Genomic DNA, 16076 nt, shown 5'->3' with positions numbered 1-16076 from the left:
CCGCGTGCCCGCCCCGGAGTCCGTTCGGGCCCTACTCGATGCCCAGCAGGCCCCTGGTCTCGTCGGCCAGCCGGTCCAGCCGCTCGGCGGCCTTCGGCCGCGCCGCCGCGACGTCGCCCTCGGCGTCGACGCGAACCTCCAGGTAGGCCTTCAGCTTCGGCTCGGTGCCCGAGGGCCGGACCACGAGCCGCGAGTCGGCGGTCCGCACCGTCACGACGTTGGCGTCCTCGCGGTCCAGGTATTCGGTGACGGCGTCGCCGAGGAGCCGCTCGGGACGGCTCGCACGCAGCCGAGCCATCATGTCGCCGATGAGGGAGAGGTCCTCGACGCGGACGGAGACCTGCCCGGTGGCGTGGACGCCGAACTCGGCGGCCAGTTCGTCGAGGCGGTCGAAGATAGTGCGCCCGTCGGCCTTCAGCCCGGCGGCGATCTCGGCGACCAGGAGGGCGGCGGAGATGCCGTCCTTGTCCCGCGCCACGTAGGGCGTTCCGCAGTAGCCCAGGGCCTCTTCGAATCCGTAGGCCAGTTCGTCGGCGGCGCGCGAGATCCACTTGAAGCCGGTCAGAGTCTCGGCGTAGGGGACGCCGCGCGCCTCGCACATGCGGCCCAGCTGGGTCGTGGAGACGATGGTCGTCGCGTACGTGCCGCGGGCGCCCTTGCGCATGAGGTGGTCGGCCAGCAGCACGCCGGTCTCGTTGCCCGTCAGCGCGCGCCACTTTCCCGCGCCGTCGGGCGCGGCCACGGCGCAGCGGTCGGCGTCGGGGTCGAGGGCGATGGCCACATCGGCGCCCTTCTCCCCGGCCAGGGCCAGGAGCAGGTCCATCGCACCGGGCTCCTCCGGGTTGGGGAAGCTGACGGTGGGGAAGTCAGGGTCGGGTTCGGCCTGCTCGGCGACGAGGGCCGGCTCGGCGAACCCGGCTCCGGCGAAGGCCTTCACCAGGGTCTCCCCGCCGACTCCGTGCATGGGCGTGGCGACGACCGAGAGGTCCCGGGGGGAGTCGGCGTCCACGGCCCGTCCGATAGCGGAGAGGTAGTTCGCGAGGATGTCCTCGGGGAGGGTGGTCCCCTCGTCTCCCAGCGGGATGTCGGCGAGCCTCCCGACGGCGTTGATGGCCGCCTCGATCTTCTCGTCGACCGGCGGGGCGATCTGCGCGGAGGCGCCGCGCTCGCCGCCCAGCCCACGGCCGAGGTAGACCTTGTAGCCGTTGTCGCGGGGCGGGTTGTGGCTGGCGGTGACCATGACGCCGGCGGCCGCCTCGTACTCGCCGACGGCCCAGGCGAGGACCGGGGTGGGCAGGGTGCGGGGCATGACGAACGCCTCGCGCCCGGTGGCGCGGACGATGCGCGCGGTCTGGAGCGCGAAGTCGCGGGATCCGTAGCGGGCGTCGAAGCCGATGACGACGCCGCCGACGGCGTTCTCGGAATCCAGCCAGTCGGCGAGCCCCTTGGCGGCGGCGGAGACGACGGCGAGGTTCATCCCGTTGGGGCCGGCGCGCAGCTCGCCCCGGAGGCCGGCGGTGCCGAATGCCAGGCGGCCGGAGAAGCGGTCGGCCAATTCGTCGGCGGTCTCGGGCAGGCGTTCGAGCAGGTCGGTCAGCTCGGCACGGTCCGACTCGGACGGATCGTCGGCGATCCACTCGGCGACGGTCCCTTTCAGGTCGTCGAGGTTCAGCTCATTGCTCATGGCCCTAATCTTTCCACGGGCCCGGTCTTCCGGGGCCCTCCCGAGCGCCGTCGGCTACGGTCGAGGTCAGGCCCCGTGGCCCTCGCGCCCAGGTAACACGAGGATGATACAGTGAATTGTGACATTAGTCCTATGAGCAAATGATGGGATGAATTTCGACCTGAGGGTGGCCTCCGGCTGTACGTCTGTTTTAATTGAACGAGACTGCGGCATGCTTCACTGGCACGCCGCCCTTTGACGAACTTTCGACCCGTCCCCCGGAGGTTGCCAACGATGGCTATAGAAACGGCCCGCAAGACTGGCCTGGTCGATCACGTGATCGGCCAGCTGCGCACCCAGATCACCTCTGGGGAGTGGCGGGTCGGCAAGCGGATCCCGCCGGAGACCGAGTTGATCGAGCTGCTCGGGGTCGGCCGAAACACCCTGCGAGAGGGAGTGCGGGTCCTCGTCCACGCCGGGCTGCTCGAGGTCCGCCAGGGCTCGGGAACCTTCGTCGTCTCCACCTCCGAGGCCACCGAGTCGGTGCGCTCGCGCATCGCCGCCTCGCACGCCTCGGACACCATGGAGGTCCGCCGGGGCCTCGAGCTGGAGGCGGCCCGCCTGGCCGCCCACCGCAGGACCGACCAGGACGTCCAGATCCTCCGCGACGCCCTGGAGCGCCGCGAGAAGGCCTACGCGGCGAGGAAGTACGAGGAGTTCATCGAGGCGGACGTGGCGCTGCACCAGGCCGTGGCCGACGCCAGCCACAACAAGCTGCTCTCCGACCTGTACCGCGAGCTGTCCGAGTCGCTCGGCGAGACCGTCCGTACCGGGCTGGGGAACTTCGACCAGCCCCACATCGACCACATCCGCGCCATCCAGGCCATCATCGACGGCGACGCAGAGAGCGCCGTGTCCGAGACCACGATCTACATGAAGGAGCTCGTCGAGGAGTGACCTCCGAGCCCGGGATCTCCGCCCTCGCGCGCCCTGCAGGCGCCGGACCGACCAGGGCGGCATCCCCAGTCTTCGGGCCGGCCCCGCCGACCGCTCCACAGGCGGTCGAGGCGGGGCCGGCCTTTTTCGCTCCCCCTCCTCTCCGCCTGTGGCCGAGCCGATCCCCTTTTGGGGTCTCGGCGCACCGAGGCCTGTGCCAGAATGGCCGTGACCGTGTCATTCATGCGAGAGAGCCTCAGGTATCATCCGATCATGGGATCAATTTCAGGTAGCGTTACCAGCGGCGCCACAGCTGCCGCCCTCGTGCGCACCTTGCCGCGCGTAGACGCCCAAGGGCTGGAAGCACGAGCGGCCGACCTCTCCACCAGGTCGGTCAAGAAGGACAGCAAGGCCAGAGCCATCGACCTCGCCATCGGCATGGTCGACCTCACCACCCTCGAAGGCGCGGACACGCCCGGCAAAGTCCGCTCCCTCTGCGCCAAGGCCGCCAATCCCGGCCACGGCGCGCCCCGAACCGCCGCCGTCTGCGTCTACCCGTCCATGGTCGCGGTCGCCGCCGAGGCTCTGAGCGGCACCGGCGTCAACATCGCCTCGGTAGCCACGGCCTTCCCGTCCGGCCAGGCCCCGCTCCCCGTCAAGCTCGACGACACCCGCGCCGCCGTGGCGGCCGGGGCCACCGAGATCGACATGGTCATCAACCGCGGCGCCTTCCTGTCGGGCGACCTCGAGACCGTCTACGACGAGATCACCGCGGTCAAGGAGGCGTGCGGCGACGCCCGCCTGAAGGTCATCCTGGAGACCGGCGAACTGGCCACCTACGACAACGTCAACCGGGCCTCCTGGCTGGCCATGCACGCCGGGGCCGACTTCATCAAGACCTCCACCGGAAAGGTCAGCCCCGCCGCGACCCTCCCGGTCACGCTGCTGATGATGCAGGCCGTCCGCGACTTCCGCGCCGAGACCGGCGTCCAGATCGGCGTCAAGCCCGCCGGCGGCATCCGCAACACCAAGGACGCGATCAAGTACCTGGTGACGGTCAACGAGGTCCTCGGGGACGACTGGCTGTCCAGCGAGTGGTTCCGCTTCGGTGCCTCCAGCCTCCTCAACGACCTGCTCATGCAGCGCCAGAAACTCTCCAGCGGCCGCTACTCCGGCCCTAACTACGTCACGGTGGACTAGCCATGTTCGAATACGCCAGCGCGCCGGAATCCGCGCCCGCCAACATCAACGACCACTACGGACTCTTCCTCGACGGCGAGTTCACCGAGGCCGGGGCCGGCGAGAAGGCCGGCGGCGTCAACCCCGCCACCGGTGAAGAGGCCTACACCTACGCCGTCGCCGGACAGGCCGACGTCGAGCGCGCCGTCAAGGCCGCCCGCCGGGCCCAGAAGACGTGGGCCGCCCTGCCGGGCATCGAGCGCGGCAAGTACCTCTACCGCATCGCCCGCCTCCTCCAGGAGCGCGGCCGCGAGTTCGCCGTCGCCGAGACGATCGACAACGGCAAGCCGATCAAGGAGACCCGCGACTTCGATATTCCGCAGGCCGCGCAGCACTTCTTCTACCACGCCGGATGGGCCGACAAGCTCGACCACGTCCGTCCCGGCGCCGAGCCGCTCGGCGTCGCCGGACAGGTCATCCCGTGGAACTTCCCGCTGCTCATGCTGGCCTGGAAGATCGCCCCGGCGTTGGCGACGGGCAACACCGTCGTCCTCAAGCCCGCCGAGACGACCCCGCTGACGGCGCTCAAGTTCGCCGAGCTGTGCCAGGAGGCCGAACTGCCCCCGGGCGTGGTCAACATCCTCGGCGGGGCCGGGGAGACCGGTGCGGCCATCGTGGACTCGGACGTCGACAAGATCGCCTTCACCGGCTCGACCGCCGTGGGCCGCCGCATCGCCCGTGCCGTGGCCGGGACGAAGAAGAGGCTCACCCTGGAGCTGGGGGGCAAGGGCGCCAACATCGTCTTCGCCGACGCCCCGGTCGACCAGGCGGTCGAGGGCATCATCAAGGGCGTCTTCTTCAACCAGGGCCACGTCTGCTGCGCCGGCTCCCGCCTGCTGGTGCAGGAGAGCGTCGCCGGAGAGGTCGTCGAGCGGGTCAAGGCCCGCCTGTCCACGCTGCGCCTCGGCGACCCGCTGGACAAGAACACCGACATCGGCGCGATCAACTCCGCCGAGCAGCTCGAGCGCATCTGCGACCTGGTCGGCCAGGGCGAGAACGAGGGCGCGAGCCTCTGGGACACCGGAGTCGACCTGCCGGAGAACGGCTTCTGGCACCGGCCCACGATCTTCACCGACGTGCAGCAGTCGATGACCGTCGCCCGCGAGGAGATCTTCGGCCCCGTGCTGAGCGTGCTCACCTTCCGCACCCCGGCCGAGGCCGTCGCCAAGGCCAACAACACGCCCTACGGCCTCGCCGCGGGCGTGTGGACCAGCGACCCCGCCCAGCTGGGATGGACCGCCGACCGCCTCAAGGCCGGCGTGGTCTGGGCCAACACGTACAACAACTTCGACCCGGCCAGCCCCTTCGGCGGCGTCAAGGAATCCGGGTACGGCCGCGAGAGCGGGCGCCAAGGACTGGAGGGCTACCTGAAATGAGCCGGCTCAAGACTCTCAAGACCTACAAGCTCTACATCGGCGGGAAGTTCCCCCGTTCCGAGTCGGGAAGGACGTACGCCGTGACCGACGCCCAGGGCGACCACCTGGCGAACGCGCCCCGTGCGACGAGGAAGGACGCGCGCGACGCCGTGGCGGCGGCGCGCAAGGCCCAGTCCGGATGGGCCGGCGCCAACGCCTACCTGCGCGGCCAGATCCTCTACCGCGCCGCGGAGATGCTGGAGGGCCGCTTCGCCCAGTACGTCGAGGAGCTGGTCGAGGCCCAGGGGATCGACCTGGACGACGCCGCGGAGGTCGTCGCGGCGAGCATTGACCGCCTGATCCACTACGCGGGCTGGACCGACAAGGCCGCCGCCCTGGTCTCGTCGAACAACGACGTGGCCGGACCCTACTCGAACGTGACGAGCTCTGAGCCCGTCGGAGTGGTCGGCGTCGTCGCCCCGCAGGACGACCCGCTCTACGGCCTGGTCGACGCGGTCGGCGCCGCCATCGCCACGGGCAATGCGGTGGTCGTGCTGACCAGCGAGAAGAGCCCGCTTCCGGCGTTGAGCCTCGCGGAGGTCCTCGCCACGAGCGACCTGCCCGGCGGGGTCGTCAACGTCCTCAGCGGACCGGTCGCCGAGGTGGCGCCGTGGATCGCCTCGCATGACGACGTCAACGGCCTGGACCTCCAGGGCGTGGAGGACGCCGCTCTGGCGAAGGAGCTGGAGGCCGCCGCGGCCGAGACGCTCAAGCGCGTGCGCCGTCCCGGACTGGACGAGGACTCGCTGGACCGCATCAAGAACTGGATGCAGTACAAGACGACGTGGCAGCCGGCGGCCATGCCCGCCGGAGTCGGCGGAGGGTACTGACAGGACCGAGCGAAGGGCCCGCGGGATTCTCTCCCGCGGGCCCTTCGCTGTCGCCATCCGGACAGCCTCCGCCTTTTTCACGCGGATGTCATTACTCGAGCCCCTGAGACCTTACGATGTGGATGAGGGCATGAAAATCGCACAGGACCTGCCGTTGCCGAGAAGGAAGGGGGCGATAGAGCTGTCCGACCCCGGGCCCAGCGGCCCCAGAGAATAAAGTCTGCAGAAAGTAGCGTATATGGCGATTGACGACAGCGCCGCGCCCGACCCCGTCGGACGCGGCGCTCCTCTGCGTTCGGGGCGTTTAATCGATTGCCCCGTCCCGGGCCCCGGTTCACAATCAATCAATGGACATAGTTGACCTCGACGCAGCCGACCCCCGCACCGCCGACGAGATGTGGCGCCTCACCGCGGCGTCCTACGCGCACGACCGGGAGGGCACCCCTCCTCCGACCGAGAAGTCCTTCCGGGGCCGCCTCGCCCACACCGATACCGGGGAGCGCCACTTCCGCCGCGGGATCTGGGAGGGCGACAGGCTCGTCGGATACCACACCGTCACCGTCTTCGAACTGGAGAACAAGGACCTCGCCTTCCTCCGGGAAGTGGTCGACCCCGCCCGGCGCCGCAGAGGCCTGGGCCAGGCCCTGGTGGAGGACGCGCTCCGCGTCGCCGGGAAGGCCGGCCGGACCAGGGTCCTCGGCTTCGCCTACGAACAGGCCGAGGACGGGCCCGACCGCTCCCCGGCCGCGACGAGGCTCAAACTCAAGAACGGCTTCCGATTCAACCTGCGCGAGCACTCCCGGATGGCCCCCGTCGCGGCTCTGGGGGAGGAAGAGGAGCGGGAGCTGTTCGAGGAATCGGTGGCGGCCTCTCCGGGCTACCGGATCCGGACCTGGGTGGGCCCCTGCCCCGAGGACGTCATCGAGTCCTTCTGCCGCCTCTTCGCCAAGCTGCTCGGCGAGATGCCCACCGGGGAACTGGACTTGGAGGACTTCCAGATGACCCCCGAACGCCAGCGCGGGGAGGAGCGGGGCTTCGCGGCCCGGGGCATGACCCTGGTGACCACCGTCGCCCTCGACGGGGACGGAGAGGTGGCCGCCATCACCGAGTACATGGTCCCCGCCGGCGTGGACTACGCGAACCAGGGCATGACGCTGGTCGACCCCGCCCACCGGGGCCGCCGGCTCGGCACTCGCGTGAAGATCGCGAACCTCCGGAGGCTCCGCGAGGAGGCGCCGGAGGTCGAAAGGCTGCTGACCGCCAACGCCGAGACCAACGAGCACATGAACCGGATCAACGAGAGGTTGGGGTTCCGGAGCGTCGAGATCGACGTCGAGTACCTCAAGGAGCTGTGAGCCCGGGGCCTAATTCGATTGTCAGTTCGAAATGCTTGGGGCACAATCCAATGATGCAGATAGATAACCTGGACGTCTCCGATCCCGCCGTCGTCGACGAGCTGTGGCGGCTGACCAAGACCGTTCACGAGCAAGAGCGCCAAGGCAACCCGCCTCCCGTGGAGGAGGCCTTCCGGGCAGGCTTCGGCAACGAGTTTCCCGGCCACCGCACTCTGCGCCGCGGCGTGTGGAAGGACGGCAGGCTCGCCGGGTGCTCCAGTATCACCCTCAACGACCGGGAGAACAAACACCTCGCCACCATCACCGGAGCGGTCGACCCCGACCGCAGGCGCGAGGGCGTCGGGCAGGCACTGCTCGACGACGCGGTTCGGACCGCCGGTGATAACGGCCGCACCACCTTCATGTGCGCCGCCCGGGAACCGGCCGAGGGCGGGCCCTTCCGCAGTCCGGCGGCCTCCGAGCTGTTGGCGAAGAACGGCTTCAAGATCAGCCTCCGGGAGCTGAACCGGGGCGCCGACGTCGACGCCCTGGGGGAGCGGGAGCAGGGGCTCCTCGACGAGTCGAAGGCCGCCTCGCCCGGCTACCGGACCCTGACGTGGATGGGATCCGCCCCGGACGAGGTCGTCGACTCCTTCTGCCGCCTGATGGGCATCTTCCTCAGCGAAGCGCCGACCGGCGACGTCGACATGGAGGACTTCCAGATGGACGCCGAGCGGATGCGCGAGGCCGAGCGGAGCCTCGCCGCGCGGGGCTCCTTCGGCATCAACACCGTGGCCCTCGACGAGAACGACGAGGTCGCCGCCCTCACCCAGTACACGGTGCCGAGCAAGGACGCGGACTTCGCCGGGCAGGGCATGACGCTGGTCGACCCCGCTCACCGGGGCAAGAAGCTCGGCATCCGCGTCAAGATCGAGAACTTGCGACGCCTCCGCGAGGAGTTCCCCGGGGTGAAGCGCCTGCGCACCGGCAACGCTGACACGAACACCCACATGAACCGCATCAACGACATGATGGGCTTCCAGACCGTCGAGGTCTACGCGGAATACGTCAAGAAGGCATGAGCCCTCAGAGGGCGTGAAAAACGGGGGCGGGCTTCGGGCCCGCCCCCGTTTTTCACACGGCAGTACTCGGCTCTAGCCGCGCGGGTCGACGGGGTCGCCCAGGGCGGGGGACTTCACCGATCCGTCGCCGCCGGCCGTCGCCTCAGAATCTGACGACGCGGCGGCGCCCTTGGAACCGCGGGTGGCTATCGCCAGGAACAGGACGGCCAGCAGCGCCGCGATCGCCGAAGCGGCCAGCACGCCGATCTTGGCCTGGTCGAGCAGCTCCGACCCGCTGAAGGCCAGCTCGGTGACGAACAGGGCGACGGTGAAACCGATCCCCGCGGCGATGGCCAGGCCGGCCATGACGCCCCACGAGGTGTTGTTCGGCCTCGAACCCCAACCCAGCTTGACGACCAGCCACGACGTTCCCATCACGCCGACGAACTTGCCGACCAGCAGTCCGACCACGATGCCGATGGTGACGTTGTGGGAGAAGGCCTCCCTGAGCGCGTCCCCGGTGACCGGGACGCCGGCGTTGGCCAGGGCGAAGACCGGCAGGACGAAGAACGTCGAGAAGGGGTGGAGGCGACGCTGGATCCGTTCGGACGGAGGCTGCGACTCGCGGCCGAGCAGCTCGATCTTGCGCGTGTCCTCCGAGTCCAGCGGCGTCAGGACCTTCTGGCTCAGGCGCGAACGGGTGGCCTCGGGGTTGAACAGGGGACGGGCGCTGAACAGCAGGCCCATGACGACGCCGGCGATGGTGGCGTGGACGCCGCTCTGCAAGAGCGCGAACCACAGCGCGACGCCGAGGATGACGTACACCGTCGGCGACCAGACGCGCAGGAGCCGCATCAGCACCACGACGGCGACGATGGCCACGCCCACCGCCAGCCAGGCGGAGGAGAGCGAGGCGGTGTAGAAGACGGCGATGACGAGAATCGCGCCGAGGTCGTCGACGATGGCGAGCGTCAGCAGGAAGATACGCGCCGGCGAGGGGATGCGCTTGCCGAACAGGGCCACGACCCCGAGCGCGAAGGCGATGTCGGTGGCCATGGGGATGCCCCAGCCGTCGGCGCCCGGCGTGCCGCCGTTGAAGGCGAAGAAGAGCGCGGCGGGCACGATCATCCCGCCCAGCGCCGCCGCGATCGGCGTGACCGCCGCCTTCGGGTTGGCCAGCTCGCCGGAGACGATCTCCGACTTGATCTCGAGGCCCACCACGAAGAAGAACAGTGCCATCAGCCCGTCGTTGACCCAGTGCTGCAGGGACATCGACACGGACGTGACGTGCAGGTCCACGGTGATCTCGGTGTGCCAGAACTCGCCGTAGGTCGACCCGGCGGCCGAGTTCGCCCAGACCAGGGCCGCCACGGCGCACAAAAGAAGAACGAGCCCGCCGGCGGGCTCGATCTTGAGGAACTGCGCCGCGGGACGCCCTATGTACCGCGCTATCGCTTTGTCCGAATGAAGGAAGGTCGGCCTCGTCTCCCACAGGTCGGTCTTCGGCGCAGGTTCGCTCACTGGTACTCCTCACTGGGTGTCATGAGCCCCGATCATATTTCGGCCAGGGCGCGAATACATTATTCACCCCGTCCAGGTGAGGCGCCAGACGGGGATGGTGGCGACAGAGAATGGTCGACATCGAGTTGTCCTCGATCCAGCGCATTCCCTCGGGGGTGTACACTTCCGGCCGGTAGTCGTCGGTGAAGAACCGGTCGGACTTGAGCCTCCGGGACGCCATCAGGACGAATACCCGGAAGGCCGTATCGGAGAACCCGAACCCCTCCGGGGGCTGTTCGGCGTACATACCCACCATGGCGTCGACCGCCTCGATCCGGTCGTCGTAGACCTCCCGCATCTCCTCGACCCACCGCGCGTTCGGCGAGAGGTCGGCGAACCGCTCGACCGGCGCCTTGCCCACCATCCGCCGGAAGTCGTTGTACCGGGGGACCAGGCGCTCGCGGTCGCGCAGGACGTCGATCGTCCCCAGGTCGACGTGCTCCCCGTTGACCTTCGCGAGGTCCCGCAGGGCGTCGGGGTGGTTGTGCAGGGTGATCGCCCCCGGATGGCTGGTGGCGAACGAGTAGAGGATGTTGTCGGCCCCGTAGAGGTCCGTGGCGTCCCTCGTCCCGTTGCCCTGCAGCTCCATGAACCCCGTCTCGGAGATGAGGGAGCCGTCCCTGTGGGAGCGGATCCGGAACTCGTCGGGGATGAGCGGATGGAGACGGTAGCTGGTGACGAACTCCTCGGTGAGCGAGTACGCCGCCGCGTGGTGGTCGGAGGGCGAGCCGGGGATCCCCGACACCGCCTCGTTCCGCGAGACGCGCCCGAACTTCTCGCGCACTGTCTTGCCCAGCGCGCCGTACCAGTTGCAGTTCATGGCGAACCGGGTGACGCGGTTGGGCAGGACGGCCGGGGTCCACTCGACGGTGTGGATCTTGGCCATGAGCGCGGCGTTGACCAGCCGGGCCGTCTGGAACAGCCGCTCGTCGCCCCACCGGCGGTACTTGCGCGCGAGCATGTCGCAGATCGCGTTGTGCTCCTTGACGAACAGCGTGTGCAGCAGCGACAGGCCCACCCACCAGTTCTCGTTGAAGCCGGTCCGCTCGATCCCGCCGAGCCCCGGGTCGGACTCCAGCGGGAGGCGTCCGAAGTCGTCAACGATCATCTTGCCGTGCTCCCCGGTGCGCATCGCCCTGTTCTGCTCTTCGGAGACGCCGTAGATCTGCGAGCCGTCCCACCAGTGGGTGCGGGTGTTGATGAAGGTGCTCGGATGGTCCAGCCCCGTCTGGGTGGGGTCCGGCATGGTCCGCCGCACGCACATGGGCCGGTCCGTCCACGGGTCCGAGTCCGACAGCGGCACCTCCATGGGATGGTCCGCCGGCGACTCGCCGTGGAAGAACCAGTCGTGGTTCTCGAACTGGATCCAGGCGGCGGCCAGGACGTTGACGATCTCGGCCGGCTGGAACGTCTCCCTCTTGAGCAGCGCCTCGCTGACGTCGCGCGGAGAGGGGTCGAACATGCCGAACTTCGGCTCGATGTCCTCCAGGTTCTGGTTGCGGTCGAAACGCGTCCAGGCGCGGCCCATGTCGACGTCGTCGGCGGCGTAGCCCGACCCGTCGTACGTCCGGTGCCAGGGCAGCCGCCCCTCGGCCACGGCCCGCCGAGTGGCCTCGCCGCCGAAGACGTAGGTGTCGTGCAGGTTCTCCTCCCGCATCCTGTCGCGGATGCGGGCGAGGTCCAGGACCGCCAGCGGGAACGGCTTCTCATGCCATTCCCTGCCCGGACCCTTCCCGTTCTTCGTCTTGTGCGTGCTCTTCCCGGACTTCCTCCCCGGAACCGAGCCGGCGCGATCGACAGCCATCAGACCCTCCCGAATCGGCGACGCAGCCGTTTGACCAGCGCGTCGGCTACTTCTCTGGACCCGGTCTCGCCGGGCTTCCCGAACAGCGGAGTGCGGACCTTGAAACCGGGCCGCGGAGCGGCCACGGCCTTGGGCCGCGCCATGGCCCGCAGGCCGTCGGGCCCGCCGACACGGCCGAGCCCCGCGACGCCCCCGAAGGGCAGCGCCGGCTGGGTCGCCCACGACAGTCCCGAGTTCATCGCCGTCATGCCCGTCCGGCTGGTACGAGCCAGCAGCGGCGCGTTGCGGTGGGCGAAGACCGAGGCGGCGATACCGCCCGCCGTGGAGTCGGCCAGCGCCTTGGCCTCGGCGATCGAGTCGACCCGCGTCACGCATAGGACCGGGCCCGGGACCTCCTCGCGCATGACCCGGACGTCCATGGGCGCGTCCACGAGAATCGTCGGCGGCGCGTAGGGCGGACTGAAGTCCTCCGGCCCTCCCAGGACGGCCGTCGCCCCGTTCTCGACGGCCTCCTCGATGGCGGAGCCCAACTGGCGGCAGCGCTCGTGCTTCGTCAAGGGCCCCAGGTCGGCCCAGGGATCGTCCGAGACCGTGAGCCTGGCCGCCCGCTGGGTGAGGCGGCGCAGGTAGACGTCGTAGACGTCGGCGTGGACGAAGGCCCGCTGAATCCCCACCGAGGCCTGGCCCGAGCCGGCGAACGCGGCGTACACCGCCGAGGCGGCCGCCTCCTCGGGATCGGCGTCGGCATCGACGATCTGCGAGTCCTTACCGCCGCACTGCAGAACGAGCGGCTTGAGGCGCTCGGCGCACACGCCCATGACCGACCGCCCGACCCGACGCGAACCGACGAACGAGACCGCGTCCACGGACGAACGGCACAGGTCCTCCCCGACGCTCCCGTCGCCGTGCACGACCCGGACGACCGGCGCCTCGGTGGCGGCGTGCTGGAAGAGCTGGACCAGCGCCTGGCCGGTGGCGGGAGCGTACTCGCTCGGCTTGAGCACCACGGAGTTGCCTGCGGCCAGCGCGTACCCGACCTGAATGATGTCGGCGTACAGCGGCAGGTCGGTCGAGCCGATGACCGCGACCGTCCCGTGCGGGCGGTAGCACAGCGACGACGTGTAGTCCGGAAACGCCCCCGACGAACGGAGACGCCGCTGCCCCAGCAGCGGCCGGGCGTTGGCCGCCGCCCACCGCAGCGAGTTGACAGCGAGCGCGATCTCCAGCACCCCGGTAGGAACCGGCTTCCCCGTCTCACGATGGCAGATCCGGGCGAGGTCCTTGGCGTTGTTGCTGATCGCGGCGCACCAGCGGGACAGGTGACGCCTGCGGTGGGCGAACCCCACCTCGTCCCACCAGAGCGCTATGCCGCGGGCCTTGGAGACCGCGGACTCCATATCGGAATGTGTGGCGTTCAGTGTGGCCGGCACGGGTCACCCCTCCTGGTAGGAATGGACGGCGGTGGTCGGTTTCGGAGCCGGAGTCCGCTCCGTGACGGACCAGCCGGACCGCCACAGCAGGTTGGCCTTCGGGAGCGGCCCGGTCGGATCGAACATCTGGCGGCGGCTGCGGAAGTCGGCGCGGCGCAGCAGGGCCCCGATCGTGTAGTGCAGGAGGAACATGCCGACGTCGCGACCGGGACACGACCCCGGCCCCTTGCTGAAGGGCAGGTAGGCGCAGGAGTCGGCGGCCTCGCCGGTGATCCACGCGTCGGGGTTGAACCGGTCGGCGTCCTCTCCGCGGGCCCTGCCCCGGGCGAGGAAGTTGGCGGGAATGAGGATCGGAGTGTCCTCCTCTACCTCGGCCCCGCCGAGCCGCGCCCGGGACGTGGTCACCCGCGAGATGTTGGGGACGACGGGGTAGAGCCGGACGGCGTCGAGGATGACGGCCTTGAAATAAGGCTGGGCCATGAGGTGCCCGGCGGAGCCGCGGCGGTGGTGGCGGTCGGCGGCGTCCAGCTCCTCACGCGTCCGCGCCAGGCTGCGAGGATAGGCATCGAGCAGGGTCAGCGTCCGCATGGCGATCGGCGTCATCAACGACATGGCCATCAGCCAGTGCGGTATCTGCCCCAGCGGCTTCCGCTCGTCCTCGAACGGGACGTGGGACAGCCGGGCGGCCAGGCTGAAGTCCTCCGCACGAGAGGCGTACGAGCGTATCCGCTCCATCAGGTCCGCGTGGTTCCTCTCGACCCGCCTCTTCGCGCCGGGTTTGAGGTAGAAGGAGTTGCCGTCCCGGCGCAGGGCGTCGACCAGGCCGGACAACTCGTCGTCGTCCCGGGCCGGCGAACCGAAGCAGACCAGGCGCCCGACCTTCTCCAACGCGGACTTCAACGCCGCGAAGGAGAGCGAGCCGGTCACCATCGAGCTGGAGAGCAGGTCGCCCATCACCGACTCGGCGATCCGGGCCAGCGTCTCGGAATCGGCGGGGACCGGCTGGTGGTAGCTCAGGGCGCTGTCGTTGATCTCCCTGCGCCGTTCCCGCAACGGGCCCCTGGTCAGGATGACCGCGTCGGGCTGCATGCGCCCGAGCATCGCCAGCTTCTCGTCGCTCGCCGTCGAGAAGACCGTCGCCGACTGCTGCAGCATCTCGCGCGCGTCGGCCTCGGTCAGCAGGTAGAGAGTTCCCCTCGGGCCCCAGACCGGAAGCCCGTGGTACTTCTCCCGCACCCGGTCGAAATGCCCGACCATGGCCGGGTCGGTGAAGCGGTTGAGGACGGCGCGAGTCCGGTTGCGCGCCATGACCCCGCCTCCCAACAGCGCCGGAAGCGTGTGCAGGGCCGTGGTCTTGGCCTTCTCCCAGCCGGTCATGTGCGGCCAGGCCTCCGAGCTCTCCGTCATCAGAGCACCTTTCCGGGGTTCAGGATCCCCTGCGGGTCGAACATTCTCTTGACGCCCTTCATGAAGGCCAGTTCCAGCGGGTCGACCTGGTCGGCCAGCCACTCCTTCTTGAGGGTCCCCACCCCGTGCTCCCCGGTGATGGTCCCGCCGAGGCGCAGCCCGGCGGACATGATGTCGTCGTAGGCCGCCTGCGCGGCCCTGTTCTGGCCGGGGTCCTCGGCGTCGAAGACCACGATCGGATGCAGGTTGCCGTCTCCGGCGTGCCCGATGGTCGCGATCCACACCCCGCGGCGCTCGCTGACGGCCTCGATCTCGTCGATCAGCTGCGCGAGGTTGGTGCGCGGCACGGCCACGTCCTCGATGAAGGACACCGCCGTCGGGGAGATCGACATGGCCTTCTCCCTGAGCGCGAGTGGGACCATCCGCCGCGCGTTGAGCAGCCTTTCGGCCGTGTCGGAGTCGGATCCGACCGTCACCCGGGAGGCGCCGCTCTCCTCGCACAGCGCGGCCATGGCGCGGACGTCCTCCTCCTTGGTGGGCGCGTCGGACTCGACGATCAGGCAGGTGGCGGAGGCGTCCACGAGGTCCGGGTGGCCGAGCTCGGACACCGCCCCGGTCGCGGTGGCGTCCATCAGCTCCATCGCCGAGGGCGTGTGCCCGGCGGCGACGATCGCCGCGACGGCCGCGCCGGCGGAGGAGGTCGAGGGGAACTGCGCGAGCAGACCCAGGGCGTCCGTCGGCAGCGGACGCAGCGCCACGGTCGCCTCCACGACGATCCCGAGCGTCCCCTCCGAGCCGATGAAGAGCTGCATCAGGTTGATCCCGGCGACGTTCTTGACGGTGTCGGCTCCCATGCTCATGAGGCTGCCGTCGGCCAGGACCACGGTCATCTTGCGGACGTAGTCGGCCGTCACCCCGTACTTGACGCAGCAGACCCCGCCGGCCCCGGTGGCGATGTTGCCGCCGATCGTGCAGTCGTTGAAGCTGACCGGGTCGGGAGGGTAAGCCAGTCCGGCCGCCGAGGCGGCCTCTTTGAGCTCCCTGGTGGTCACCCCGGGCTCCACGGCGGCCGTCCGGTTGGCCGGGTCGACGGCGAGGATCCGGTTCATCTCCCGCAGGTTCATCACGACGCAGCCCTCCGAGGCGGCGCCCGCCCCGGCCAGGCCGGTCTGCGCCCCTTGCGGAACGACCGGGACGTTCATGCGCGAGGCCGTCCGCATGACGTGCTGCACCTGCGCCGTGGAGCGCGGGAACACCACTATGGCCGGGTCGCCGACCTCGCAGAACGGGGCAGAGTCGCGGGCGTGCTCGCTCCGCGTGTCGGCGTCGGTGCGGATGTCGGACGGGTCCAGGCCCTCGGCGAGCCGGTCTACGAGCGAGTCGATGTCGGTGAGCAT

At 69.7% G+C, this 16076-nt stretch carries 12 protein-coding genes; 6 read left to right on the top strand and 6 right to left on the bottom strand.

The window, feature by feature from the left end:
- Positions 1-31: 31 nt before the first annotated feature.
- Positions 32-1684 (bottom strand): phospho-sugar mutase, encoded by a 1653-nt coding sequence (locus tag ACFTE1_RS13520; RefSeq protein WP_380622420.1) that lies wholly within the window; start codon positions 1682-1684, stop codon positions 32-34.
- 273 nt (positions 1685-1957) lie between these two features.
- Between ACFTE1_RS13520 and ACFTE1_RS13515 the strand changes: the two genes are divergently transcribed.
- From ACFTE1_RS13515 to ACFTE1_RS13490, 6 genes are all read left to right on the top strand, one after another.
- A complete protein-coding gene (locus ACFTE1_RS13515; protein ID WP_380622422.1) occupies positions 1958-2620 on the top strand; it encodes a FadR/GntR family transcriptional regulator in 663 nt (220 codons plus the stop codon).
- Positions 2621-2872: 252 nt separating this feature from the next.
- Positions 2873-3799: a deoxyribose-phosphate aldolase gene (gene deoC, locus ACFTE1_RS13510; protein WP_380622424.1), complete on the top strand. Its 927-nt coding sequence runs from the start codon at positions 2873-2875 to the stop codon at positions 3797-3799.
- 2 nt (positions 3800-3801) lie between these two features.
- Entirely contained in the window at positions 3802-5214 is a 1413-nt protein-coding gene (locus ACFTE1_RS13505; RefSeq protein WP_380622426.1) for an aldehyde dehydrogenase family protein, read from the top strand.
- Positions 5211-6083 (top strand): aldehyde dehydrogenase family protein, encoded by an 873-nt coding sequence (locus tag ACFTE1_RS13500; RefSeq protein ID WP_380622428.1) that lies wholly within the window; start codon positions 5211-5213, stop codon positions 6081-6083. The genes ACFTE1_RS13505 and ACFTE1_RS13500 overlap by 4 nt, the downstream gene beginning before the upstream one ends.
- 347 nt (positions 6084-6430) lie before the next feature.
- Positions 6431-7438, top strand: coding sequence for a GNAT family N-acetyltransferase (locus ACFTE1_RS13495; protein ID WP_380622430.1), 1008 nt, complete (start codon positions 6431-6433; stop codon positions 7436-7438).
- 53 nt (positions 7439-7491) lie between these two features.
- A complete protein-coding gene (locus tag ACFTE1_RS13490) occupies positions 7492-8499 on the top strand; it encodes a GNAT family N-acetyltransferase (protein ID WP_380622432.1) in 1008 nt (335 codons plus the stop codon).
- A 72-nt stretch (positions 8500-8571) separates the two neighbouring features.
- On the opposite strand, the gene nhaA is transcribed toward ACFTE1_RS13490, so the two are convergent.
- From nhaA to ACFTE1_RS13465, 5 genes are read right to left on the bottom strand one after another with little or no spacing between them, the layout of a single operon-like run.
- Positions 8572-9999, bottom strand: coding sequence for a Na+/H+ antiporter NhaA (gene nhaA / locus ACFTE1_RS13485; protein ID WP_380622434.1), 1428 nt, complete (start codon positions 9997-9999; stop codon positions 8572-8574).
- A gap of 19 nt (positions 10000-10018) precedes the next feature.
- Positions 10019-11842 (bottom strand): peroxidase family protein, encoded by a 1824-nt coding sequence (locus ACFTE1_RS13480; protein WP_380622436.1) that lies wholly within the window; start codon positions 11840-11842, stop codon positions 10019-10021.
- Complete coding sequence (locus ACFTE1_RS13475) at positions 11842-13272, bottom strand: aldehyde dehydrogenase family protein (protein WP_380622438.1); 1431 nt, start codon at positions 13270-13272, stop codon at positions 11842-11844. Before ACFTE1_RS13475 ends, ACFTE1_RS13480 begins: the two co-directional genes overlap by 1 nt.
- Positions 13273-13275: 3 nt before the next feature.
- On the bottom strand, positions 13276-14679 hold the full coding sequence (locus ACFTE1_RS13470; protein WP_380622440.1) for a cytochrome P450: 1404 nt from the start codon (positions 14677-14679) through the stop codon (positions 13276-13278).
- A complete protein-coding gene (locus tag ACFTE1_RS13465; protein ID WP_380622442.1) occupies positions 14679-16076 on the bottom strand; it encodes an FAD-binding oxidoreductase in 1398 nt (465 codons plus the stop codon). The genes ACFTE1_RS13470 and ACFTE1_RS13465 overlap by 1 nt, the downstream gene beginning before the upstream one ends.

The organism is Salininema proteolyticum, from assembly GCF_042685645.1.
In the GTDB taxonomy this organism is placed as follows: Bacteria; Actinomycetota; Actinomycetes; order Mycobacteriales; family Micromonosporaceae; genus Salininema; species Salininema proteolyticum.
The sequence above is the reverse complement of the archived record's forward strand: the minus strand, read 5'-3'. Positions and strand labels throughout refer to the sequence as shown.